This is a genomic window from Agromyces sp. GL_144 (assembly GCF_057834305.1).
The window spans coordinates 3,209,342-3,231,321 of record NZ_CM174399.1; the positions used below are offsets into that span (position 1 = coordinate 3,209,342).

General features: G+C 69.3%; 35 protein-coding genes and 1 pseudogene. 33 read left to right on the top strand and 3 right to left on the bottom strand.

The features are described from left to right. Window positions 1-58 precede the first annotated feature (58 nt). The 10 genes from AC3IPY_RS14630 to AC3IPY_RS14675 all read left to right on the top strand — a co-directional run bounded on the left by AC3IPY_RS14630 (window position 59) and on the right by AC3IPY_RS14675 (window position 7,694). The gene (locus AC3IPY_RS14630) at window positions 59-1,309 is read left to right on the top strand and encodes an ATP-binding protein (RefSeq protein ID WP_489185007.1); all 1,251 of its coding nucleotides are present in this window, start codon (window positions 59-61) and stop codon (window positions 1,307-1,309) included. Then, the gene (locus AC3IPY_RS14635) at window positions 1,306-1,920 is read left to right on the top strand and encodes a hypothetical protein (RefSeq protein WP_489185008.1); all 615 of its coding nucleotides are present in this window, start codon (window positions 1,306-1,308) and stop codon (window positions 1,918-1,920) included. Before AC3IPY_RS14630 ends, AC3IPY_RS14635 begins: the two co-directional genes overlap by 4 nt. After that, window positions 1,920-2,801: a hypothetical protein gene (locus tag AC3IPY_RS14640; RefSeq protein ID WP_489185009.1), complete on the top strand. Its 882-nt coding sequence runs from the start codon at window positions 1,920-1,922 to the stop codon at window positions 2,799-2,801. The genes AC3IPY_RS14635 and AC3IPY_RS14640 overlap by 1 nt, the downstream gene beginning before the upstream one ends. Further along, window positions 2,798-3,241 (top strand): hypothetical protein, encoded by a 444-nt coding sequence (locus AC3IPY_RS14645; protein WP_489185010.1) that lies wholly within the window; start codon window positions 2,798-2,800, stop codon window positions 3,239-3,241. Before AC3IPY_RS14640 ends, AC3IPY_RS14645 begins: the two co-directional genes overlap by 4 nt. Window positions 3,242-3,264: 23 nt before the next feature. Next, window positions 3,265-3,642 (top strand): hypothetical protein, encoded by a 378-nt coding sequence (locus AC3IPY_RS14650; RefSeq protein WP_489185011.1) that lies wholly within the window; start codon window positions 3,265-3,267, stop codon window positions 3,640-3,642. Further along, window positions 3,639-4,535: a DUF2303 family protein gene (locus tag AC3IPY_RS14655; protein ID WP_489185012.1), complete on the top strand. Its 897-nt coding sequence runs from the start codon at window positions 3,639-3,641 to the stop codon at window positions 4,533-4,535. Before AC3IPY_RS14650 ends, AC3IPY_RS14655 begins: the two co-directional genes overlap by 4 nt. A gap of 75 nt (window positions 4,536-4,610) precedes the next feature. Beyond that, the gene (locus tag AC3IPY_RS14660) at window positions 4,611-5,210 is read left to right on the top strand and encodes a hypothetical protein (RefSeq protein WP_489185013.1); all 600 of its coding nucleotides are present in this window, start codon (window positions 4,611-4,613) and stop codon (window positions 5,208-5,210) included. Further along, window positions 5,207-5,764 (top strand): hypothetical protein, encoded by a 558-nt coding sequence (locus tag AC3IPY_RS14665; protein ID WP_489185014.1) that lies wholly within the window; start codon window positions 5,207-5,209, stop codon window positions 5,762-5,764. The genes AC3IPY_RS14660 and AC3IPY_RS14665 overlap by 4 nt, the downstream gene beginning before the upstream one ends. Continuing rightward, complete coding sequence (locus tag AC3IPY_RS14670) at window positions 5,761-5,928, top strand: hypothetical protein (protein ID WP_489185015.1); 168 nt, start codon at window positions 5,761-5,763, stop codon at window positions 5,926-5,928. Before AC3IPY_RS14665 ends, AC3IPY_RS14670 begins: the two co-directional genes overlap by 4 nt. Further along, a complete protein-coding gene (locus AC3IPY_RS14675) occupies window positions 5,925-7,694 on the top strand; it encodes a DNA cytosine methyltransferase (protein WP_489185016.1) in 1,770 nt (589 codons plus the stop codon). The genes AC3IPY_RS14670 and AC3IPY_RS14675 overlap by 4 nt, the downstream gene beginning before the upstream one ends. A 5-nt stretch (window positions 7,695-7,699) precedes the next feature. Here AC3IPY_RS14675 and AC3IPY_RS14680 read toward each other — a convergent pair whose 3' ends face one another. After that, complete coding sequence (locus tag AC3IPY_RS14680) at window positions 7,700-7,897, bottom strand: hypothetical protein (protein WP_489185017.1); 198 nt, start codon at window positions 7,895-7,897, stop codon at window positions 7,700-7,702. Between the two features lie 168 nt (window positions 7,898-8,065). On the opposite strand from AC3IPY_RS14680, the gene AC3IPY_RS14685 reads away from it, so the two are divergent. The 14 genes from AC3IPY_RS14685 (at window position 8,066) to AC3IPY_RS14750 (ending at window position 13,889) form a co-directional block, all read left to right on the top strand. Continuing rightward, the gene (locus AC3IPY_RS14685) at window positions 8,066-8,464 is read left to right on the top strand and encodes an HNH endonuclease (RefSeq protein WP_489185018.1); all 399 of its coding nucleotides are present in this window, start codon (window positions 8,066-8,068) and stop codon (window positions 8,462-8,464) included. Beyond that, window positions 8,464-8,883, top strand: a complete 420-nt coding sequence (locus AC3IPY_RS14690; protein ID WP_489185019.1) for a GIY-YIG nuclease family protein — start codon at window positions 8,464-8,466, stop codon at window positions 8,881-8,883. The genes AC3IPY_RS14685 and AC3IPY_RS14690 overlap by 1 nt, the downstream gene beginning before the upstream one ends. Beyond that, window positions 8,883-9,254, top strand: coding sequence for a hypothetical protein (locus AC3IPY_RS14695; protein WP_489185020.1), 372 nt, complete (start codon window positions 8,883-8,885; stop codon window positions 9,252-9,254). The genes AC3IPY_RS14690 and AC3IPY_RS14695 overlap by 1 nt, the downstream gene beginning before the upstream one ends. A gap of 148 nt (window positions 9,255-9,402) precedes the next feature. Further along, on the top strand, window positions 9,403-9,594 hold the full coding sequence (locus AC3IPY_RS14700; RefSeq protein WP_489185021.1) for a hypothetical protein: 192 nt from the start codon (window positions 9,403-9,405) through the stop codon (window positions 9,592-9,594). Continuing rightward, window positions 9,591-9,923 carry a hypothetical protein gene (locus AC3IPY_RS14705; RefSeq protein ID WP_489185022.1) on the top strand — a complete coding sequence of 111 codons (333 nt, stop codon included), beginning with the start codon at window positions 9,591-9,593 and terminating at the stop codon, window positions 9,921-9,923. The genes AC3IPY_RS14700 and AC3IPY_RS14705 overlap by 4 nt, the downstream gene beginning before the upstream one ends. Next, window positions 9,920-10,459, top strand: a complete 540-nt coding sequence (locus tag AC3IPY_RS14710; RefSeq protein WP_489185023.1) for a hypothetical protein — start codon at window positions 9,920-9,922, stop codon at window positions 10,457-10,459. The genes AC3IPY_RS14705 and AC3IPY_RS14710 overlap by 4 nt, the downstream gene beginning before the upstream one ends. After that, on the top strand, window positions 10,459-10,947 hold the full coding sequence (locus AC3IPY_RS14715) for a single-stranded DNA-binding protein (RefSeq protein WP_489185024.1): 489 nt from the start codon (window positions 10,459-10,461) through the stop codon (window positions 10,945-10,947). Before AC3IPY_RS14710 ends, AC3IPY_RS14715 begins: the two co-directional genes overlap by 1 nt. Further along, window positions 10,925-11,341 (top strand): hypothetical protein, encoded by a 417-nt coding sequence (locus AC3IPY_RS14720; protein WP_489185025.1) that lies wholly within the window; start codon window positions 10,925-10,927, stop codon window positions 11,339-11,341. Before AC3IPY_RS14715 ends, AC3IPY_RS14720 begins: the two co-directional genes overlap by 23 nt. Continuing rightward, window positions 11,338-11,664 (top strand): hypothetical protein, encoded by a 327-nt coding sequence (locus AC3IPY_RS14725; protein ID WP_489185026.1) that lies wholly within the window; start codon window positions 11,338-11,340, stop codon window positions 11,662-11,664. Before AC3IPY_RS14720 ends, AC3IPY_RS14725 begins: the two co-directional genes overlap by 4 nt. Beyond that, on the top strand, window positions 11,657-11,938 hold the full coding sequence (locus tag AC3IPY_RS14730) for a hypothetical protein (protein ID WP_489185027.1): 282 nt from the start codon (window positions 11,657-11,659) through the stop codon (window positions 11,936-11,938). Before AC3IPY_RS14725 ends, AC3IPY_RS14730 begins: the two co-directional genes overlap by 8 nt. Continuing rightward, on the top strand, window positions 11,935-12,246 hold the full coding sequence (locus AC3IPY_RS14735) for a hypothetical protein (protein WP_489185028.1): 312 nt from the start codon (window positions 11,935-11,937) through the stop codon (window positions 12,244-12,246). Before AC3IPY_RS14730 ends, AC3IPY_RS14735 begins: the two co-directional genes overlap by 4 nt. Next, a complete protein-coding gene (locus tag AC3IPY_RS14740) occupies window positions 12,243-12,704 on the top strand; it encodes a DUF4326 domain-containing protein (RefSeq protein ID WP_489185029.1) in 462 nt (153 codons plus the stop codon). The genes AC3IPY_RS14735 and AC3IPY_RS14740 overlap by 4 nt, the downstream gene beginning before the upstream one ends. Before the next feature lie 142 nt (window positions 12,705-12,846). Continuing rightward, complete coding sequence (locus tag AC3IPY_RS14745; RefSeq protein ID WP_489185030.1) at window positions 12,847-13,677, top strand: hypothetical protein; 831 nt, start codon at window positions 12,847-12,849, stop codon at window positions 13,675-13,677. Further along, on the top strand, window positions 13,674-13,889 hold the full coding sequence (locus tag AC3IPY_RS14750; RefSeq protein ID WP_489185031.1) for a helix-turn-helix domain-containing protein: 216 nt from the start codon (window positions 13,674-13,676) through the stop codon (window positions 13,887-13,889). The genes AC3IPY_RS14745 and AC3IPY_RS14750 overlap by 4 nt, the downstream gene beginning before the upstream one ends. A 120-nt stretch (window positions 13,890-14,009) precedes the next feature. Here AC3IPY_RS14750 and AC3IPY_RS14755 read toward each other — a convergent pair whose 3' ends face one another. After that, on the bottom strand, window positions 14,010-14,192 hold the full coding sequence (locus AC3IPY_RS14755; RefSeq protein ID WP_489185032.1) for a hypothetical protein: 183 nt from the start codon (window positions 14,190-14,192) through the stop codon (window positions 14,010-14,012). 194 nt (window positions 14,193-14,386) lie between these two features. Then, window positions 14,387-14,662, bottom strand: a complete 276-nt coding sequence (locus AC3IPY_RS14760; protein WP_489185033.1) for a hypothetical protein — start codon at window positions 14,660-14,662, stop codon at window positions 14,387-14,389. 101 nt (window positions 14,663-14,763) lie between these two features. Between AC3IPY_RS14760 and AC3IPY_RS14765 the strand changes: the two are divergent. From AC3IPY_RS14765 to AC3IPY_RS14805, 9 genes and pseudogenes are all read left to right on the top strand, one after another. Beyond that, a pseudogene (locus AC3IPY_RS14765) lies at window positions 14,764-14,841 on the top strand (hypothetical protein); the annotation flags it as partial. A 33-nt stretch (window positions 14,842-14,874) separates the two neighbouring features. Next, complete coding sequence (locus AC3IPY_RS14770; RefSeq protein WP_489188439.1) at window positions 14,875-15,288, top strand: hypothetical protein; 414 nt, start codon at window positions 14,875-14,877, stop codon at window positions 15,286-15,288. Continuing rightward, the gene (locus tag AC3IPY_RS14775; RefSeq protein ID WP_489185034.1) at window positions 15,275-16,570 is read left to right on the top strand and encodes a PBSX family phage terminase large subunit; all 1,296 of its coding nucleotides are present in this window, start codon (window positions 15,275-15,277) and stop codon (window positions 16,568-16,570) included. The genes AC3IPY_RS14770 and AC3IPY_RS14775 overlap by 14 nt, the downstream gene beginning before the upstream one ends. Before the next feature lie 11 nt (window positions 16,571-16,581). Then, window positions 16,582-18,144 carry a hypothetical protein gene (locus AC3IPY_RS14780; RefSeq protein WP_489185035.1) on the top strand — a complete coding sequence of 521 codons (1,563 nt, stop codon included), beginning with the start codon at window positions 16,582-16,584 and terminating at the stop codon, window positions 18,142-18,144. After that, on the top strand, window positions 18,141-18,320 hold the full coding sequence (locus tag AC3IPY_RS14785) for a hypothetical protein (RefSeq protein WP_489185036.1): 180 nt from the start codon (window positions 18,141-18,143) through the stop codon (window positions 18,318-18,320). The genes AC3IPY_RS14780 and AC3IPY_RS14785 overlap by 4 nt, the downstream gene beginning before the upstream one ends. A gap of 1 nt (window position 18,321) precedes the next feature. Continuing rightward, window positions 18,322-19,557 carry a phage minor capsid protein gene (locus AC3IPY_RS14790; protein WP_489185037.1) on the top strand — a complete coding sequence of 412 codons (1,236 nt, stop codon included), beginning with the start codon at window positions 18,322-18,324 and terminating at the stop codon, window positions 19,555-19,557. A 347-nt stretch (window positions 19,558-19,904) separates the two neighbouring features. Further along, complete coding sequence (locus tag AC3IPY_RS14795; RefSeq protein WP_489185038.1) at window positions 19,905-20,576, top strand: hypothetical protein; 672 nt, start codon at window positions 19,905-19,907, stop codon at window positions 20,574-20,576. 13 nt (window positions 20,577-20,589) lie between these two features. Beyond that, window positions 20,590-21,600: a major capsid protein gene (locus tag AC3IPY_RS14800; protein WP_489185039.1), complete on the top strand. Its 1,011-nt coding sequence runs from the start codon at window positions 20,590-20,592 to the stop codon at window positions 21,598-21,600. Window positions 21,601-21,602: 2 nt separating this feature from the next. Next, window positions 21,603-21,932, top strand: coding sequence for a hypothetical protein (locus tag AC3IPY_RS14805; protein WP_489185040.1), 330 nt, complete (start codon window positions 21,603-21,605; stop codon window positions 21,930-21,932). The last annotated feature ends 48 nt before the right edge of the window (window positions 21,933-21,980 follow it).

Here is a 21,980-nt window from a genome sequence, read left to right on the forward strand (position 1 = left end):
ACGACCCCAAGCACCCCGACTTCATCGACCGCATCACCGACAACGAAAGGCACCCCGAATGAGCCAGACATTCGCCGTGGAGAACTACAAGGGCATCCGCGAGATCACCCTCTCGCCCACCGGCTCGCTCGTCATCATCGCCGGCGGCAACGGCGCCGGGAAGTCCAGCTTCATCGACGCGTTCGTCGAGCTGTTCGACCCGAAGGGCACCCGCCTGACGCCGAAGCCGATCCGCCACGGCGAGACGGAGGCTCGGGCCGAGTTCACCGACACCGACCTCGGCGTGCGCATCGTGCGCACGTGGAAGAAGGACGACGCCGGGAAGCTCGAGGTCTTCGCGCTCGACGGCGCGAAGTACTCCAAGCCGACCGAGGTCGTCGCGTCACTCACGGGCGGCCTGATCTTCGACCCCGTCGCGTTCCTGAACCTCGACGAGAAGCGCCAGCGCGACGCGCTCCTCGCGAAGGTCGACCTGTCCATCGACCTCGAAGCGGTCGCCCGTGAGAAGGCCGGCGCGGAGACGCGACGCCTGGACGCCGGACGAGAGGTGAAGCGGCTGCAGGGCGCGCTCTCGACGCTCACCGCGCCGGGCCCGGAGACGCCGCCCACGGAGGTATCCGCGCAGGAGGTGCTCACCGACCTCGCGGAGGCGCAGGAGCACAACGCGCGGATCGACCGTGCCGAGGATCTCGCTACCGAGCTCAAGAAGGAGCTGGAGAGCATCGCGCGACGCCAGCAGCAGATCCGCGACGAGATGAACGAGCTCGTGGAGCGTGCACTGCAAATCGACCGCCGCGTCGAGGCCGCTGTGCACTCCGCCGCTGAGCCGCGCATCGACGTCGAGCCCATCCATGCTCGTCTCGCGGCCGTCGACGAGACGAACGCGGCCGTGCGCGCGGCGAAGGAGTACGCCTCCACCGAGGCCGCCCTGTCGGCTGCCGCTGAGGCGCACGCCGCGGCGCAGGCCGATGTCGACCGGATCGAGTCGGAGAAGCGGGCAGCGCTCGCAGGTGCGACGTTCCCGGTCGACGGACTCTCGGTCGACGAGGTCGGCGTCACGTTCGACGGCATCCCGTTCGGGCAGGTCAACTCGGCCATGCGCCGCCGTGTCGCGTTCGCGATCGCGACTGCGGGTGACCCGAAGCTGCGCCTCGTGATCGTTAAGGACGGCGACCTCCTCGACGCCGACTCCCTCTCCGGTATCCGTGAGGTCGCCGAGGAGCGCGGGTACACCGTGCTCGTCGAGCGCGACCGGGACGAGTCCCGCGAGATCGGCTTCACGATCGAGAACGGCAAGGTGCACTCGTGAGCGCCCTCGCCGCCCTCGGGCGTACCCTCGCGGACTCGGCCGACCGGGAGTCATGGCTCGCGCTGCACGACACGACCATCGGCGCGAGCACGGCCGCGAAGTTCGCCGAGCCGGCATCCGTCGAGACCTACATCCGGCAGATCCTCACCCCGCGCACGTTCAACGGCAGTACGGCGACCGAGTCGGGCAACCGGTGGGAGCCGATGCTGCTCGCGTGGACCGGGTTCGAAGCGAACTCGCTCTACATCCACCACCCGGACGAGCGCGGCTTCGCGTCGACGCCCGACGGCGTGCGCGAGGTCGGCGGCCGGTTGCGGCTCGCCGAGATCAAGGCCAAGCACCTCAAGGTCGTCGCGGGCCCCGTGCCCATGGAGATCCGCCAGATGGCATGGCAGCTCCACACCATCCCCGAAGCGGAGTCCGTCGACTTCACCTGGGGCGAGCTCGTGCGCAACGACGACGGCGAGTGGGTGCTCCGCCGAGACCCGCAGACCCTCGTCTACCACCGCGACCACCCCGCGATCATCGCCGCGACGGCGCTGATCGTCCCCATCGCATTCAAGGTGCTCGCCGGCGTCCGTGCCGCGAGCAAGCAGGAGGTTCCGTTCTGATGTCCACCGCAGTAGTCGCCTACGAAGCCGCGACCCTCACCGAGCGCCAGTCCTACGCGCAGACCCTCGCCGCTGGCGGCGACCTGATCCCGAAGGGCCTGCACTCGCTGACCCGCCGCGAGGACGGCAGCGCGGGGCCGCCTGCACCGTCGCCCGGGAAGGTGCTGCTCGTCATGGAGACGGGCGCGATGCTCGGCCTTCACCCGATCGCCGCGCTGCAGGGTGTGCACATCATCGAGGGCAAGGCGACGCTGTCGCCCGCGCTGATGTCGGCCGTCGTGCGGAAGGCGGGCCACCGGCTCCGCGTGTCCACCGACGGCGACGTGAAGGCGGGGACGTTCACCGCGACCGCCGAGCTCACCCGCTCCGATGACCCGGACTTCACCTACCGGGCGACGTGGTCCGTCGACCGCGCGACCCGCGCCGGCCTGGCCAGCAAGGACGTGTGGAAGAAGTACCCCGAGGCGATGTGCAAGGCCCGCGCGATCTCCGAGGTGTGCCGCGAGGGCGCCGAGGATGCGCTCATGGGCGTGCACTACACGCCCGAGGAGCTGTCCGCCGACGTCACTGAGGGTGGCGAAGCGGTCGGCATCCCGGTCGCGGAGCCCGACCCGGAGCCGTCGGAGGACTGGGTCGCGGCGTTCGCTGCCGCGACCACCCGCGAGGATCTCGACGCGGTCGGCACGCGACTGGCTGAGAAGGGCGAGGGCACTGACAAGCTCCGTGCCGCGTTCCTTGCTCGTGCAGGCGTCCTCTCCCGCGAGGCGGACATCGTCGACGCCGAGGTCGTGGACGACGACGATCTCGCCGAGCGCGACGAGGCCGCGATCGCTGCCGAGGCCGCCGCGGCGTTCGAGGCTGAGGCGGTGCAGGAGCCGTGACCGACCTCGTCGACGGCCGCACCGGCGAGCTGCGCCTCTCCCCCGCCGAAGAGGCCGTGTCCGCGATGCTCTCCATCCCGTCCGGCGTGTACGGGCCGCCGCTCGGCGCGAACGAGATCGACCAGATGATCACCGAGCTCGCCGACGTCATCGAGCACGTCGCGAAGGTCGTCGTCCTCCTCTACGAGGACGTGCACCGCGCGGAGGAGACCTACCAGGGCCGGTTCGCGGACTTCATGACGATGCACGAGAAGTCGGGCTCGCAGATGGCCCGCCAGTACGCCCACGCGAAGACCAAGACGGAGCTGCACGAGGTCAACCTCGCGAAGGAGAAGCTCCGCTACGCCGAGGAGATGCAGAAGTCGCTGCAGAACCGGAGCTTCGGGCTGATGAACATCGGCAAGCGGTTCACCGCGTCGATGGGCTTCGGCCCCCGATGACCACCAGAAGAGAAGGGAAACCCATGGGAGAGAAGAAGACCGAGGGAGCGCCCGGCAGCTTTGCCGCCGTGCTCGCGACGATCAGGCCGAAGACCGATGTCGAACTCGCGGAGAAGCTGTCGCATCTCATCGAGGACGTCAAGGTCACCGGCAAGAAGGGCACGCTCACCGTCCGCTTCGAGGTGAAGCCGGTCGACGGCGGCGGCTCGGCTGTGATCGTGAACGACGCGATCAGCGTCCGCGCGCCCGAGAAGAACCGCGAAGGGTCGATGGCGTACATCGGCGAGGGGAACCGGCTGCAGCGCACCGACCCGTCGGCGATGCCGCTGTTCGACGACGACATCCGTGAAGCCAGCGTCGACCTCGGCACCGGCGAGATCAAGGAGGCACCGAACGCATGACCCACGAACTCGAAGCAATCGCAGGCGGCACCGAGGCGGGCGTGGTCGCAGACCTCGCTCAGCAGGCGACCGCCGCCGAGCACCTGCCCGCGGGCGACGTCGTCGCCCTCGCTGACGGGCCCGGCCGCGTCCGCATCGCGGACACCGACCAGTACGCCGCGACCCCGCGGCGCGCGACTGGCAAGCGCACGGTGCTCGACGCCGCGTCGTTCGTCGCCTACGTGAACCGGCACAAGGTCGCGGGGACTGAGGTCTACGCGGACACGCCGGCCTCGGCCGTGCGCGCTGTGATCGACTCGCACGAGGGCACCGAGCGCGACCCGGGATGGCAGGGCCACAAGCTCGACCTCTCGCTCGAGCACACCAAGGCGTGGCTCGCGTGGGTCGGCCGCGACCTCGGCCAGAACCCGCGCGGCTGGTTCGGCCAGCAGGAGTTCGCCGAGTTCATCGAGGATCGCGCGCTCGACGTCGTCGAGCCGGACCACGGCGCGCTGATCGACATCGCGACCACGTTCGAGGCGAAGCAGAAGGCCGACTTCGCGTCGGCCGTCCGCACCGACTCGGGCGCCGTGCAGTTCGCCTACACGGAGACCGTCGCGGCCAAGGCCGGGCAGAAGGGCACCCTCGAGATCCCGAAGGTGTTCCGCCTCGCGCTCAGGCCGTACATCGGCGGGCCGATCTACTACCTCACGGCGCAGTTCCGGTACCGCATCAGCGGGAACGGGCTCCTACTCGGGTACGCGCTCGAACGCCCCGAGAACATCCTCGAGGCCGCGTTCTCGGACATCGTGACCGAGATCCGCGACGGCAAGACGACGAAGGCCGACGGCGGCGCGGAGACGCGCGTGCACGACGGCATCGGCGACGTGCCCATCTTCTACGGCCGCCCGTAGAACCAAGCGGGGGCTCAGCAGGATTCCGGCCCGCTGAGCCCCCTTCACACCCCGATCCCCTTGCGAAGGAACAGCATGCACACCCATCTTGGTGCACCCGACGGCGCGACCACCGCGATCGTCCAGGCGCCCGCACCCACCACGCCGCGCATCATCGGCCTCGATCTCTCCCTCACCGCAACGGGGCTCGCGACCATCCGCCTCGGCGCGCCCGCCGGCGTCCAGACGATCAAGTCGAAGGGCGCGAAGGATGCGTCCCTCGCCGAGCGTTCGCTGCGGCTCCACAACCTCGCCCGCGACATCCTGCTCGCCGCTCTCACCGCCGACGTCGTGGTCGTCGAGCAGCCGGCCTACAACCAGACCGGCGGGTCGCACCACGACCGTTCCGGCCTCTGGTGGCTCGTCGTCGACCCGCTCACCGGTGAGGAGATGCGCGTCGTCGAGGTCACCCCGCAGGGCGTGAAGACGTACGCGACCGGCAAGGGCAACGCGTCGAAGGATGAGGTGCTCGCCGCAGTCGTGCGCCGGTACCCCGACGTCGACGTCGCGAACAACAACGAGGCCGACGCGCTCGTGCTCGCCGCGATCGGTGCACGCCTCGCGGGGTACCCGATCGAGGAGTCGCTGCCGCAGACCCACCTCCGCGCGCTCGAAAAGGTCCGGTGGGACGCATGAAACTCGCTATCGCAGATCCGCCCTACCTCGGGCGGGCGAACCGCTGGTATGGCGAAGGGCGCGGCCACGCGTCTGGACGCGGGCGACCAGACTTCCATCCTCGGGCGCGCGATTGGGATCAGCCCGACGCACACCGGCTGCTCGCCGTCGACCTCGATGCAACGTTCGACGGCTGGGCGATCGCGGGAAACCTCGAGAGCCTGCCGATCTATCTCTCGGCAGCGCCGGGCGCGCGCGTGCTCGCCTGGGGTCGCGGCAACGCCGTTCCGTCCGGCAGCCGCGTCGCGTCGCAATGGGAGCCCGTGGTGGTGCGCATCCCTGCAGGTCGCTCCGCGCACGGCACCGCGCTGGCGACGAGCGACATGCTCGTCGCTGGCATCAACGTGCGACAGGGATTCGTCGGGGCGAAGCCGCCGCTGTGGACGCGCTGGGTGCTCGACGTGCTCGGCTACGACGCTGCCGTCGACGAACTCGTCGACATCTTCGAGGGCTCGGGCGCGGTGTCCGCCGCGGCCGACGGGATGCTGTCGCTCGGAAGCGAGGCGACCTCGTGACCGTCTTCGAGATCATCCTCGGCGCGCTCGGCGTCCTCACCGGCGCCGCGCTGATCATCACCGCGTTCGCCACCGTGGACGGCAACTACGCCGTACCGGGCGCGTACGCGCTCCTGATCGGCGCGATCCTCCTCGCCCACGGCATCGGGACGGTGACCGCATGACGCCGTCGACAATCGCAGCGTGGGACCTCACCACAGCGTGGGACGACAGGGGCGAACCGGAGCAGTGGATCATCCCGTCCAACGGCCTCACGGTCACCGATCTCTTCTGCGGCGCCGGCGGTTCGTCATCGGGCCTCGTCGCTGCCGGATACCAGGTGATCATCGCGGCGAACCACTGGGCGCGCGCGATCGAATCGCACCAGCTCAACCACCCCGAGACGGACCACTCGAACGCGGACATCTCACAGGTCAACCCGGGATTCTTCCCCCGCACGGACATCCTGTGGGCGTCGCCGGAGTGCACGAACCACTCTGTCGCGAAGGGCGTGAAGCGGCAGCGCGCGAATGACGCGATGCTGTTCGACCTCGACGGCACCCGCCCGCTCGCCGACGAGGCCGCGAACCGCTCGAGGGCGACCATGTGGGATGTGCCCCGGTTCGCCGAGCACCACGGGTACCGGGCGATCGTCATCGAGAACGTCGTCGACGCGTACCGGTGGATCATGTTCCCCGCGTGGCTGCAGGCGATGGAGCTCCTCGGCTACGAGCACGAGCTCGTGTGGCTGAACAGCATGCACGCGCAGGGCGGCGGCCTCCCGGCGCCGCAGTCGCGCGACCGCATGTACATCGTCTTCTGGCGGAAGGACCTCGCCTCGGCGAAGCGCCCGCGGCCGAACGTCGAACGCTGGACGCGCCCGCTCGCCGTGTGCGCCCAACACGGCGAGGTGCGCGCGGTGCAGGCGTTCAAGAAGGCCGAGCGGTGGGGCCGGTACCGGGCGCAATACCTCTACCGGTGCCCCGACTGCGCAGCCGTCATCGAGCCTGCCTGGCTGCCTGCATCGTCGGCGATCGACTGGTCCATCCCGGGCGAGCGCATCGGCGACAAGAAGAAGCCGCTCGCGGAGAAGACGCGTGCCCGCATCGAGAAGGGCATCGAGCGCTACTGGCGCCCGCTGCTCGTCACGGCGGCGGGGAACACGTACGACGGCATCACGACGGGCTCGAGCTACCTCCGCGCGCGTCCGGTCGACGACGTCATGCCGACGCAGCACACGACCGCGTCCGAAGGCCTCGCCGTGCCGCCGCTCATGGTCCCGTCGGGTGGCACGTGGCGCGAGGCCGCGACATCGACCGATGACACGATGCCCGCGCGCACGACGGTCGAGTCGGATGGTCTCGCCTTCCCCGGCATGCTCGTGCCGGTCGAGGGTCGCGAGGGCGTAAACGCGCGGCCGGCCGATGGGCCGATGCGCACGCAGACGTCGCGCCTAGTCGACAGCCTCGTCGTCCCGCTCCGCAACCACGGTGTGACGAAGCCCGCAACGCACCCGATCGACACCGTGAGCGCGAACGGGAATCATCACGCGCTCGTCATGCGGAACAACGAGGGCGGCGCCGAGATGTCGACGCCTGTCCGCGAGCCGCTGCGCACGCTGACGACCGGCGGCCACCAGTCCCTGCTCGTGCCCTACTACGGCGCCAGCGAGACCGCGAAGCCCACGTCCGACCCGCACGGCACGCTCACCACGACCGACCGGTACGGGCTCGTCGAGTCGGAGATCTCCCTCGACGTCGACGACGTGCTCTTCCGCATGCTCACCCCCGACGAGATCAAGCGCGGCATGGCGTTCGCATCCGACTACGTGCTCCTCGGCACGAAGCGCGAGCAGGTCAAGCAGGCCGGGAACGCTGTGACGCCCCCGGCCGCTCGTGACCTCGGCCTCGCTGTCGCCGAGTTCCTCAACGGCACGGAGGCCGCAGCATGATGCACCTACCGAAGGATCTCGTCGAGAGCGTCCTCGACCGTTCGGAAGACGGCCGGCGCGATACGTCCGAACTCGCTCGTGCGAACGGCGCCGTGCTCGTCGTCGTCGTAGGGCGTGATGTACCCGAGGATCTCGGTTCCGTCGAGCACTTCCAACTCCGCGACGTACCCGAACGCGCCGGGCGCATCGCTGGTGCGATGCACGCAGCGTCAGCGTCCGGCCGTTGCGGGCGACTTCGAGATCCTCGGCGCGGGTGGAGTTGATGAAGTGCTGGTTGAGGGCTGTAGCCATCGTGGCGTCCTTTGCTCAGTGGGTTGGGTCGTAAGGATAGGGCGACCCGGCGTCAGGCTCGAACCGCCACGGTGGCTCGCATGATCGGCCCGAAGGCGCCGAAGCCGACGCCGGCAGCGGAGAAGGACGCCTACGAGCTCGCGACGCTCCGCGACAAGGACACGTGCCAGCGGTGCCTGCGCGACTGTGGGCCGACCGCGCGCGACCACCGCCGGAACCGCTCGCAGGGCGGCCTCACGGTCGTCTCGAACCTCCACGTGCTCGGCCTCCGCTGCCACGTGTGGGCGACAGAGCATCCCCGCGAGGCGGTCGCCGAGGGCTGGGCGGTGCCCGGCTGGGCGAACCCGGCCGAGTGGCCAGCCCGCCGCTGGCTGCGCACGGCCTACGGGCTCCGCGCCGCCTGGGTGCTCTACGACAACACGGGCCGCTTCACCGAGATCTCGGAGCAGCGCGCACACGAACTGATGGAAGGAGCCTGATGGACATCGAGAGGCCGAACGGCGAGGCTGACCCGAGCCGCGTGCACGTGGGCCGACACTTCCGGGTCAACTGGGCATTCATCACGGATGCCGCGACGATCCGCTGCTACGTCTACGAGGTATACGACGCCGACCGGCGCATGCTCTACGTGGGCATCACGAACGGATTCGCCGGCCGATGGTCGGCGCACCTGAGCAAGTCGTGGTGGACGCGCGAGGTCGTCGTCGACCACATCCTCCTCACCGGCTACGAGTCCCGCACCGCGGCGCGCAAGGTCGAGGCGTCCCTGATCGCCGAGCACCGGCCGATCTACAACACGAAGCCGGAGTCCAAGTACCTCCGCCTCGCTCGAGCGACGGGGCTGGCCGACGACGCGCTCAGCGCCGAGCTGGTCCCCACGCGATGGGGCGGTCGCTGATGGCCGAGCTCTCATGGGTGCGCGTCGACTCGGCGCTCGCCTCGAACCACAAGGTGCTCGCGCTGCTGTCCGAACGTGGTGGGGATCACGCGCTTTGCGTGTACATCTTCGCGCTCGGGCACTCCGCGAGGCAGGGTCTGGACGGCTTCGTTCCGGAGATCGCTCTGGGGCTCATCCACGGCCGCAAGCGCGATTCGGATCTGCTCGTCAGCGTCGGCATGTGGCACGTCGCGCCGGGCGGGTTCGAGGTGCCTGATTGGGCGGAATATCAGCCATCTGGCGAGGATTCGCGCCGTCGGACGGACAAGGCCAGGAAGGCCGCCGAGGCCCGATGGGCGAAGAAGCGCGACACACGAAAGGCGGTGAGCTGACATGCCCGAAGCAATGCCCGGAGCAATGCTCAGCGGATGCTCGGAGCAATCCACGCAACGCAACGCAACAGACGAACGCAACGTACGACACCAAGACCCGAGCGAATCATCTCTCGTTCCTGATCGCCGCACCCCTGTGGATAACCCGATGCAGCGTGCCGTGATTCGACGAAAGACGTTCCCGTGGACGGGCCAACTCGCATGGCGGGTGTCGCACGTGTCGATTCCGCAGGGTCGCCCGCTGTACGGCTCCGTGCATTTCGACGTCTTCGAAGACGCGGTCGCGTACGCCAACGCCAGAGTGCAGCAGCACATCGACGAGAGAGGACTCGCAGCATGAACGTCAACGTGACGATGCCCGACAAGGTCTGGGCGGAGCTCGCGACCACCGCCGAGCGGAAGGGCGTGAAGGTCGCCGACCTGATCGCCGACGCCGTGCACGACATCGTGCAGCCGCCGAAGACGCCGAGACGGTTCGTCAGCCCGATCCCGGACCCGAAGCTGCGGTCGATGATCAGCGACCTGCGCCTGCTGCACCGGTCGGTCGATCAGATCTCGCGCGAGCTGCGGCTCGACGCACACCGGGTCGCCGCGACCGTGCGCGACCTCGGATTCGAAGTCAAGCGGGGACGACCCCGCAACACCACCACGAAGGAGCAAGCATCATGAAGTTCACGAAGAAGCCCATCGAGATCGAAGCCCGCCAGTGGGACGGCACCGCCGAGGGCGCGACGCCGATCATCGACTGGGTGCTCAGCGAGGGCGAGCGGAGCGCCCGCTACATCGGCGAGGACGAAGCCGGACCGGCGCACACGTTCGAGGAGTTCGCCAGCGACAGCAGCCCGGCGCACCTCGCGATCGACACGCTCGAGGGCACCATGCGAGCGAACGCCGGCGACTGGATCATCCGGGGGGTGCAGGGCGAGTTCTACCCGTGCAAGCCGGACATCTTCGCCGAGACGTACGAGGTCAGCACCGAGCCGATCGCCATTGCGGCGACGCTCGTGAGCGTCGGCGTCAACATGGGCGATCACGCCGAGACGGTGCGCCGCGCGCTCGAGGTCCCCGCCGGCATCACGATCAGCGAGTTCCTCCGCACCGCCATCCCCGACGGCACGCCGTGGAGGCCGACGGACTTCGACTCGTTCGTTGCCCTACAGCGCGTCGCGCCGTTCGAGCACGTCGCCCTGGTGGAGGCGTTCTGATGGCCGGCGAGACCATCATCACCGTCGTCGGCAACCTCGTGGCTGACCCTGAGCTGCGGTTCACGCAGGGCGGCCTCGCGGTCGCGAACTTCACGATCGCGTCGACGCCGCGCAGCTTCGACCGGCAGTCGAACGAGTGGAAGGACGGCGACGCCCTGTTCCTGCGGGCGTCGTGCTGGCGCGAGTTCGCGGAGCACGTCGCCGGGTCGCTGACGAAGGGCTCGCGGGTCATCGCGACGGGCCGGCTGAAGCAGCGCTCGTACGAGACGAAGGATGGCGATAAGCGCACCACCATGGAGCTGGAGATCGACGAGATCGGCCCCAGCCTCCGGTACGCGACAGCGTCGGTGACGCGGGCGCAGTCGAACCGCAACGCAGCACCCGCCCAGCAGGGCACGAGCGACACGTGGGCGCCCTCAGCGCCCGCCGCCGACACGTGGGCACCCTCGAACGGCGGTGAGGGCTATGGCGACGAGCAACCGTTCTGAGTCCGATCTGACCCGCCGCCTGTCGCCGGGCGACAGCCTCGTGCCGATGAGCGTCCGCGGCGTGCAGTCGCTTCGGGATGACCTCGAGGACGCCGAGCGCGAGCTCGCGCAACTGCGCCGCCTGCACGAGGCCGCCACGGATCGCACGGTGCAGCTCGCCGCCACCATCGAGCAGGCCGAGGAAGCTCTGGATGAATGGGCGAACGACGACATGGGACGCGCACAACACGCTCGCAACATCCTCGCTTCCGCTGACATGTCCGTGCTCGCAGACCGGGACGCCGAGAAATGGGACGAGGGCCACCGCGCGGCCTTGGAGAACATCAGTCGAGGCCTCTGGGAAGACGGCGAGACGATCACGAATCCGTACCGCCGAGAGGAGCCGAAGAAATGACGAAAGCAACTGATCTGATCGCCGCCGAGCGCGAGCGACAGGTGACCGAAGAGGGCTACGACGCCGAGCACGACAGCGGGCACGCGCGCCAACTGGCAGGAGCTGCGGAGTGCTACACCGCAGAAGCGCGCCACCAACTCGGCCATGGCCCCGGCGCGGACTGGCTCATCTGGCCGTGGGCCGAGCGTTACTGGAAGCCGACCGGCGACCCGGTGCGCGACCTCACGAAGGCGGGCGCACTCATCGCTGCGGCGATGGACTCCCTGATCGCAGAGCGTGACCTGATCGCGTTCCTACGCGAGGAGCCGAAGACCGATGACTGACGACTTCACGCCCACGACGGAGCAGGTGCGGGCGGTATTCGCGTTCGGCACGCGACGCCCCGCTGGCTTCGATCGCTGGCTCGCTGACCACGACCGCAAGCTCCGCAACGAAGCCCTCGAAGAGGCCGCGCAGGCCGCACAGGGCGCAGTGTCCTATGGAATGCCGGAAGAACGTATCGGCGCATTCACTGCCGCCGCTGTGCGTCGTGCGGTTCGGTGGGGGTTGTGGCCTTCATGGCGCGGATCGCACGACGCACGAGAGGACGAACGATGACGCACGAGATGGTGATCGAACTGGGCCAGCCCCGAAGCGACGGGCTGACGGCGAGACTCGTCTGCACCGAGGCGGAAGGCGAACTCTCGGGCTGCCGGGAGGTCGCCGATGATCCGGCAACGTGCAACGTCGTGCAGGCGTTCTACTGGGATTCCGCCGCCGCCATGGAGGACTACCTCGGCGAACCGCTGGAACTGAAGCGCGCGCCCATCGTCATCCACGGGCTCGATGAGACCGAGTTCTCGTGGGACTTCGCCCCAAAACCCGACGTTTCAGAGGCCACAACCCCCGAGGAGGGCGACCGATGACCGCCAAGTACGACGCATGCGGGCGTGGAGTCTGTGCCGCCGAGTCGGGCCACAAGGGCACCTGCGCCGAGGCGTCCGGGTGGGATGCCGTGGATGAGCCGCACCGGGTGCAGCTCTCGCGCCGGAAGGGGTGGCGGAAGCCGGCCAACACGGTCGTCGTCGCGCGCCCGTCGAAGTGGGGCAACCCGTTCCGGGTGGTTGCGGTGCACCGATCGGGCCCGTTCGATGTGATGCACGGCGAGGGGTTCATCGGACAAGCGACTGGCATTGAGGTAGCCCGACGGATCGCTGTCGAGCGGTTCCGTCGTGGCGTGGAACTCGGATCGGGCGACCACCCCGACATTGACCAGATCCGCGCCGAGCTCGCGGGGAAGAACCTCGCATGCTGGTGCCCGCTCGATCAGCCGTGCCACGCGGACGTGCTGCTCGAGATCGCGAACGCTGAGGCCACCGCATGACGCGCCCCTCGTACGTCCCACCACCAACCCGTGACCGCGGGCAGACGCCGCGCTGCTGCGCCGCGTGCCGGCGCGGCATGCCCGGCCTGTCCGGCCCATGCGCCGCCCCGAAATGCCACTGCCACCGAAAGCGAGCCAGCCGATGAACGCTCTCTGCATCACGACCCTCGGCCTGCCCGGCATCCGACCCTGCGCCGAGACGGGCACCCACCGCGTGACGTGCCCCGACCACCCGGGCTGGGCCGAGAACCCCGGCACCTGCTGGGGATGCCTCCCCCGGGCAGCCGACCGCGGCCACCTCTGCAACCACTGCTACGACCGCACCGTGAACGCGGTCGCCGCCTGGCACCACTTCCGCCTCGCGATCGACGAGGCCGAGGGCCGCCTCGTGTCCCCGGACGCCGGCGGCGTCAAGTCCGCCACCCCGGGCGGCTACTCGAACCTCAGCCTCGTGTTCCTCACCGTGAACGAGTGCGAGGGCTTCCTGGCATCCCGTGCGCACCGCACCGTCGACCTCTGGGTGCAGGACGAGGTCGGCGCGCGCGACGCGATCCAGTTCGCGGCCGCCGCCGAGCGCGCCTACCGCGACCTCGAGACCGTCGCCCTCGAACGCCCCGTCACCCGCCAGCGATGCCCCGGCTGCGACATGCTCACCCTCACCGGCAACCCCTCGCGCGAGGTCCGCGGGCTGACGATCGTCGAGTGCCAGTGGTGCGGGTACGTGATCGACGAGTTCCGCATGGCCCCTCCGCGCTGGTTCGGGTCCGCGACGTGCGAGCACCAGCTGCACGCAGACTGCGGCAGCCTCGCCTGCCCGTGCGACTGCCACCACCTCGGCGCCATGTCCCGCCCCGGCGGCGTGCAAGCACTCTGGGACGCCGACCAGCACACCACGAACCCCGGCTACCGCGCCGGCTGGATCATCACCGACCCGCTCACCATCGAGCCCGCACCCGAGGAGGCTGCAGCATGACCGGCACACCGAAGGAGTGGGTCACAGTGCAGGAAGCTGCCGTGCTCGCCGGGAAGAAGCCCCGCACGATCTACGAGTGGATCGAGGATGACCGCCTCGCCGTCCGCCGCGACGACCAGAACCGCATGGTCGTGCTCGCGAAGGCCGTGGTCCGTGTCGAGCCGACGATCCGCCGCGGCCGACCGAGGGGAAAGCCGACACGCCGAGCCTGAACCACCCCGAAGAAAATACGCAAAAGCCGCAATTGATGCACGATGGAACGTAGATGGTGGATCACTCCGCCCAGACGAAACCCCCGGCCCGGAAGGCGCGGGGGTTTCGTCATCCCGGGGCTACTTCGACTGAACGTCGACGCTGCCAGGCTGCGGGCCGCCCGCGGCCAGACGGAAGGCGAAACCGAGGTCGCGAAGCACCTCCGCCCGCGGGCCCGGCGCATAGTCCTTCGATTCCTCGACCGTCTCCTTGATCGCATCGAAGATCGCGTCACGCGCGCTCAGTTGGCTGTCTCTCGCCATCGCTCTACCTTCCCTCTCGCCGCACCTTGCACCGAGCCCTCCAGCTTCGCATCGGCCGCCGACAGACCAGCGTCTAGAAGACACCCCCGAACTGGGGAGGCCCCGATGCATCCCTGCCCGACGTGCGGTGCCGAGTGGCCCTCACTGCTCGGTGCGGCGGACTGCCACGACCCCATGTTCGACCGCGGTCAGGACTAGAACCTCAGCGACGGGTCTGTCGACGGGATGCTGATCGGGCCAGCCGGGGTCACAGCTTCCCGCGGGGGCCGTACCTCGAGTGACCACGGCACACCCGTGATGTTGAACGTGCGGGTCGCGTCCTCATCGAGCTGGACCGTCACGTATCCGTAGGAAGACCTAGCCGTCTGCACGCGTGCGAGGAAGTCCACCCCCTCGGCCTCGGGCAGCACATGCCGATCCCCGCCGTAGTGCAGGACGTAGACCAGCCCGTCGTCTATTGCATCGCTCATCCCCACACGCTCCCACTCTGAGCCGAACACGGCTAGACCCCCGAACGCGTCCACGACGACGCACACCGCAAGGGCAAGAGGCCCGAACGAGGTGAATCACCATGGCGCGACGCGGGACGTTCGACAGCAAACGCGCAGAGGCGCGGCGACTCTTCGATCAGGGTCTGTCGTGTCGTGCGATCGCGAAGCAGCTCAGGTGCTCGCCGTCGACGGTGTCGCGATGGGCCGAGTCCGAGGGTCTGTCGTTCGACCGGTCGCAGACGGCTGCCGCGGTCGAGGCGCACAAGGTCGACCTCGCCGCCGAGCGCCTCCTGCTCGCCGAGGAGATGATGGCGGCCGGCCGTGAGGCTCTGCGCGAGATCCGCGGCCCTGTCACGGTGTTCAACTTCGGCGGCAAGGACAACACCTTCGCCGAGACGAAGCTCGACCGGGCGCCGATGTCGATGCGTCGTGAAGCGCTGACCGCTGCGGGCATCGCGTTCGACAAGGCGACCCGCATCGTGGAGAAGGACAACGGCGGCCTCGACCAGGCGGTCGGCGTGCTCGACCAGATCGCGGAGGGTTTCAAGGCGGCCGCCGCGAAGTACCGTGCCGAGCCGGCCGAGGGCACCGATGAACCTGGCTGACATCGAGCGGCTTGTGTCGAAGGCGCAGATCCTCTCGATCGTCGATGCGATGGATCGGAAGCTGGCCCTCTGGTACGGGTCGGTCTCGGCGGGCAAGACGGTCGCGTCGCTGTTCGCGTTCCTCCTCGCCGTGATCGTGGCCCCGAAGACGGGCCTGATCATCATCGTCGGCAAGTCGCTGCAGACCGTCTACCAGAACGTGTTCGTGCTGTTCCAGAACACCAGCATCTTCGGCTCGATCATCTCGTCGCAGATCCACTACACGCCCGGAGCCACGTCGGCCACGATCTTCGGCCGCGAGGTCATGATCGTCGGCGCGAACGATGCGAAGGCCGTCGGTCGCATCCAGGGCGCGACGGTGGCGCTCGCGTATGTCGACGAGGCTGCACTCCTCCCCGAGGAGTTCTGGAACATGCTCGTGTCCCGTCTCCGTGTCGCCGGCGCCCGCCTGCTCGCGACGATGAACCCGGCATCCCGGAACCACTGGATTCGCAAGAAGTGGATTCTCCCCGCCGGGGAGAAGAACCTCATCTCGTTCCACTTCACGATGGCCGACAACCCCAACCTCGACGCCGACTACATCGCCGACATGGAAGCGTCGTTCTCGGGCGTGTTCTACGACCGCATGATCAAGGGCGAGTGGACGAACGCCGCCGGCGCCGTCTACCCCATGTGGAACCCGGACCGGCACGTCATCCCGTTCGAGACGATGCCGCCGCTGCAGGACATCCTCGGCATCGGCATGGACTACGGCACCACGAACCCGACCACGGCGATGATGCTCGGCCTCACGGACGAGCAGAAGCCCCGCCTCGTGCTCATGGACGAGTGGGGCTACGACCCCGGAGACGACGCGAACCACGGCCTACGCCTCACCGACGCCGAGCTGTCGAAGCGGTTCCGCGCCTGGCTGCCGACACCGCACACTCCTCAGCCGAACGGGCTGCAGCCGCGGTTCATCATGCTCGACCCGGCCGCCGCATCGTTCCGCACCCAACTGCGTCAGGATCTCCGCGGCACCGGCCTCTCCCCGTGGGCGGCCGACAACAACGTGCTCAAGGGCATCGCGACCATGTCGAACCTGCTCGGCAACGACCAGCTGCTCGTCACCGACCGGTGCCCGCGCTTCCAAGGCGAAGTGTCCGAGTACCAGTGGTCGGACAAGGCGACCGAGCAGGGCCACGACGAGGTCGTGAAAGAGAACGACCACTGGCTCGACGGCGGCCGCTACATCACCCATTCGACGAAGACCTACTGGCAGGCCGAACTACAGGCCGCGTGAGAGGAGCTACCGTGCCGCTCCCCGCACCCAACTCGGCTTGGCCGCCCGCCCCGTGGGACTACGCCTACCGCGTGTACCGCGAGAACGAGGCCTGGTATCTCGGCGACACGGACGAGCTCGAGCGCATCTACCGGCGCGACGAGCAGTCCCGCGCCGACTACGTGCGCCGCGGGCAGAGCATGCGTGGCGGGCTCGTCGGTGCGGCGTCGCGCATGTTCTGGGGTCGCCCGGTCCCGGCTGACGAGAACCGCACCCGCCTGCACATTCCGGCGCCTGCGGACCTCGCGACGCTGTCGTCTGACCTGATCTTCGCCGAGCCGCCCGAGGCCACCCTCACCGGTGAAGGCGCGGGCAAGGCGCAGGAGCGTCTCGACCTCATCGCGAACTCCGACGATGCGCACGCCATGTTCAACACCATGGGCGAGCTGAAGGCCGCGCTCGGCGCGGTCGCGCTCGTCTCCACGTGGGACGTCGAGGTCGCCGACCACGTGTGGCTCGAACCGTCCGCCGCGGACGTCATCATCCCCGAGTTCCGCAAGGGCAAGCTGCTCGCTTGCACCATGTGGACCGAGTACCGCGACAAGGCAGTGTTCTGGCGGCACCTTGAGCGCCACGAGCCGGGCGCGATCGAGCACGCCCTGTACCAGGGCACCGAGACGAACATCGGCCGCCGAGTGCCGCTCGCGGACCGGCCGGAGACGGCTCACCTCATCGTCGACGCGGACTCGCGCATCCTGACCGGCATCGACCGACTCACCGTGTCGTACAACCCGAACATGCCGACCCGGGCATGGCGGAAGAAGGGCGAACTCGCGAACACAGGCCGTTCCGACTACGCCGGCCTGCACCCCCTCTTCGACGCGCTCGACGAGACGTGGTCGTCGTGGATGCGTGACCTCAAGCAGGGCGCCGGCAAGATCCTCGCCCCCGAGGCCGCACTCGACTTCGGCGGCCGCGGCCAGGGCGGCAGGCTCGACCTCGGCCGCGAGGTGTTCGTCGGCCTGAACACGCCCGGCGACCCCGACAAGATGGCCCTCGACCAGGTGCAGTTCGACATCCGTGTCGAGGAGCACGAGGCCACCGCTCACGCCCTCTACCGCGAGATCCTTCGTGCGGCGGGGTACTCGCAGTCCGCATGGGGTGACTACGGTGATGGCGCGCAGGCGACCGCGACCGAGATCGAGGACCGCGACAAGGCGTCCGAGCGCACCCGGGACAAGAAGATCCTGTACGACAAGCGCGCCATCGGCGAGCAGTCGTCGGTCGCGCTCGAGCTCGACGGCATCCTCTTCCCCGGGAAGGGCGGCGGACGGTTCGAACTTCCCGTGGTCACGTTCCCCGACGTGTCGCAGGAGGACCCGGAGAAGCTGGCCCGCACCCTGCAACTCCTCGACGCGGCCGGCGCCGTCTCGACCGAGCAGAAGGTGCGCCGCGCGAACCCCGACTGGGACGACGACCAGATCACCGAGGAGGTCGCAAAGATCCGCGCCGACCGTGCGATGGCACCCGACCCGGCCACGTTCACCGGAGACGACGACTTCGACCCCAACGAGGACGAGGAGCCGGAAGGGTGACCATGCTCGAGCTGATCCTCATCCTCGCGATCGTGCTGACCTTCGCGGGCGCCCCGTCGAAGTCTCGGCCGGCGCCGGGCCCGTCATGGTTCGACATCGTCCCGCACCTGACGCAGTCGCAGAAGCAGAAGACGCGGCTGCAGCAGACCCGGAGGCACGGCACACGGAGGTACTGACGTGGCCCTCTTCGTCCCGAACCCTGAAGGTGCTGCAGTCGAGGAGCTGATCGAGCAGCTCGCCCTCGAGATCGCCGCGCGCTACGCGGCCGCCGAGGACGAGCTGATCCGCGAACTCGCCGTGCGCGCCCGCCGCCACATGGCCCTCGTGAACCGGTTGCCGACGGCGCCCGCGGGCGCCGGCCTCACGGTCGCGGAGCGCATCCGCCAGAATCGGCTCCTCGCAGAGCTGTCCGCGGAGCGGGCACGGGCGCTGCGCGACCTGCAGTACCGGGCCGCGGCCATCGTGGAGAAGCTTCGCCAGGGCGACCTCGCACAGCAGGTCGTCGGCATGGCCGCCCGTGAGGGTGAGGCTGCCGCGGCCGCTCGTCTCGGGCTCGCGGGCATCACCCCGCCGGCGTTCCCGGGCGCACAGTTCACCGCGGCGGCAGGGTCGACGTCGACGCAGGCGGTCGCAGCCGTCGCGTTCTCGCTCGAGTCCCGCCTCGAGGCGCTGAACCAGCGCCTGACCCGGTACCCGCAGGACGCATACCAACGCATCGTCGCCCTCTACTCGCCGAACACCCTCCTCGGGGTGACGACGTCGCGTGTGCAGCAGGCGCAGGCCGTGCAACGCTTCCTCTCCGAAGGCATCCGCGACTTCACCGACCGGGCGAACCGGAGGTGGACGATCGGCGCGTACGCGGAGATGGCCGGGCGAACGACCGTGAACCGGGCGTTCAACGACGCGGGCGTGTGGCGGATGCAGCAGTCGGGCATCAACCTCGTCACCGTCGTGCGTGGTCTCGACTCGTGCGAGAAGTGCGCGGCGTGGGCGGGCAAGATCCTCTCGACCGACGGCACCCCAGCCGGGCCCGTGCAGCTCCCGCACGCGACGGCCGATGCCACGGTGACCGTGATGGTCGACGGCACCGTCGATCAGGCGCGGAACGCCGGCTGGAACCACCCGAACTGCCGCTGCCGTCTCGTGCCGTACCTGCCCGGCCTCACGATCCCCCAGGCGGACACGACGTACGACCCGGACGCGGAGAAGGAGCGGGCGCAGCAGCGCGCGATCGAACGCGACATCCGGAAGGCGAAGCGCGCCGAGGCCGTCGCGCCTGACCAGATGTCAGCCGCCCGTGCACGCCGTGACGTTCGCGAGGCGCAGGCCGACATGCGGTCGTTCATCCGCGAGACGGGCCGCCAGCGGCGCTCGTACCGCGAGCAGCTGCACTTCAGCGACGGGCGTCGCTGACTCACACTTCCCGGCGGCGGTTCACGGAGCTTCGGACATCTCTCCGAAGGCTGCTCAGGACGCGCTCCACCTTTCGGCGCTAGGTAGACCTGCCGCCGCCGGGAACACGACCAGGGCTCGGGTGTGCGCCACGGGGATGGCGCCGTAACGGGACGGGTGGAACTCCCGACCGACCCGAGCCCTGCACCAGGCCGGACGCCTGGCGGTCTGACCCTCCATGGAACGGGTCCCCACAGTCTCCTGCGTCGTCACTGCCCCTGCATCCGGTGGCGGCGCGGGACCACACGACCTCAGCGCAGGGCTGAGGACGCCGGCAGAGGCCGGAACGAACGAGCTGGAGGCTCACCGTGCACGAGCACACCGCATTCCCCGTCATCCGCGACCGCGACGGCATGGCCGTCATCGGCCGCACGCTCCACGATCTCCGAGGCATCCGCTTCAGCGAAGGCGAGGGCGGCAGCACGCCGCCCGCTCCCGCGCCCCCGGCGCCGCCTGCCGCACCCGCAGCGCCGCCCGCGGCGCCCGCCGCACCGCCGGCCGCCGCGCCGCCCGCTCCGGCTCCCCCGGCCGCACCGACCGCGCCCCCGGCGCCGCCCGTGCAGTTCCAGGGCGACCCCTCGGAGTACATCCGAGACCTCCGCGACGAGAACAAGACCCGCCGCGAAGCCAACCAGACGCTCACGACCCAGGTCGGCGAGCTCACCCAGACCAACGAGACGTTGGCGACCCAGAACGCGCAGCTCGCACGAGCGAACGCGGTCATCCTCGCCGCCAGCACCCTCGGAGCGAACGCGTCCGCCATCCTCGACGCGAAGTCGCTCGACACCAAGCTCGCTGCGGTCGATCCCAGCGATCCGGAAGCCGTGAAGACGTTCATCACCGAAGCGATGACCGCCAACCCGGCTTTCAAGACCGGCCCCGGCCTGCCCCCGACGAGCGGCGGCGGACACCAGGGCGGAACACCCCCCGCAGCACCCACCACCCTCGACGGCGCCATCAAGAAGGCGCTCGGGGGCTGACCAAGGAGCAACCATGGCCATTTCACTGGCAGAAGGCAAGAACAACGCCACGACCGACATGGACGTGGCCGTCATCGACGAGTTCCGCAAGACCGGCGTCATCCCGGACTCGCTGATCTTCGACGACGTCGTGAACCCGGCGGGCGGCGGCGACACCCTCGCCTACGGCTACCGGCGTCTCACCACGCAGGCGACCGCCGACACCCGCGCGATCAACAGCGAGTACACCGACCAGAACGTGACGACCACCCCGGTCGTCACGAACCTGGCCGTGCTCGGTGGCTCGTTCGGCGTCGACCGCGTCGTCGCGAAGATCGGTCCCGCCGCATCGGCATCCGTCGCGCTCAACATGGGCCAGAAGATCAAGTCGACGAACGCGAAGTTCGCCGACCTGGTCGTCAACGGCGACACCGCGACCGACGCGAACGGCTTCGACGGCCTCGACAAGGCCCTCACGGGCTCCTCGACCGAGTTCCGCTCGACCGTGGTCACCGACTGGCGCGACTTCGACTCGGGCACCCGCGCCGAGCACAAGGCGCTCGACGACATCGACGAGTTCCTCTCGCTGCTCGACGGCGCCCCCTCGGTCATCCTCGGCAACGCGAAGGCGCTCGCACGCGTGCGCGCCGCCGCCCGCCGCGCCGGGATGTACACGAAGAACCCCATCGACGGGCTCCTCGACCAGTTCGGCCGCCCCATCGAGCGCGAGCAGTACGGCAACATCGTGTTCGGCGACGCCGGCGACAAGGCGGGCTCGACGAACCCGATCATCCCGATCGCCACGCGCACCGTCGCGACCGTCTCCACGACCGGCCTGACCGACCTGTACGCGTACCGCGTCGGCCTCGACGGCTTCCACGGCATCTCCACCATCGGCGGCTCGATCGCCTCCGCATGGCTGCCCGACTTCGCCCACGCCGGCGCGGTCAAGCGCGGTGAGGTCGAGCTCGGCCCCATCGGCGTCGCCCTCAAGGCGACCAAGGCCGCCGCCGTGTTCCGCAACATCCGAGTGCAGGGGGTCTGACCATGGCACGAGCAGTCGTGAACACGCCCGTGAAGGGCTTCACCGGGACCGTCGTCGGCATCGCGTTCGTCGACGGGACCGCCGATGTCGACGGAGAGGTCGCACTGGCCTACTTCGAGAGACAGGGCTACGAGGTGATCTACGCGCCCGAAGAGGTCGTCACGATCCCCGACGGCGACCCCCTCGAGTCGTGGACGGGCAAGCAACTCAAGGCGTACGCCGAGCGCGAGGGGCTCGACTTCGGAGGCGCCAAGACGAAGCCGGAGATCGTCGCGGCTCTCGTCGCGGCGAAGGCGGCCAAGGCCGCCGACCCGGGCTCCTCGCCGGAGTAGCCCGCCGTGGCTCCGGAGCGTCCAAATGGGGGGCGTTCCGGGGCCACC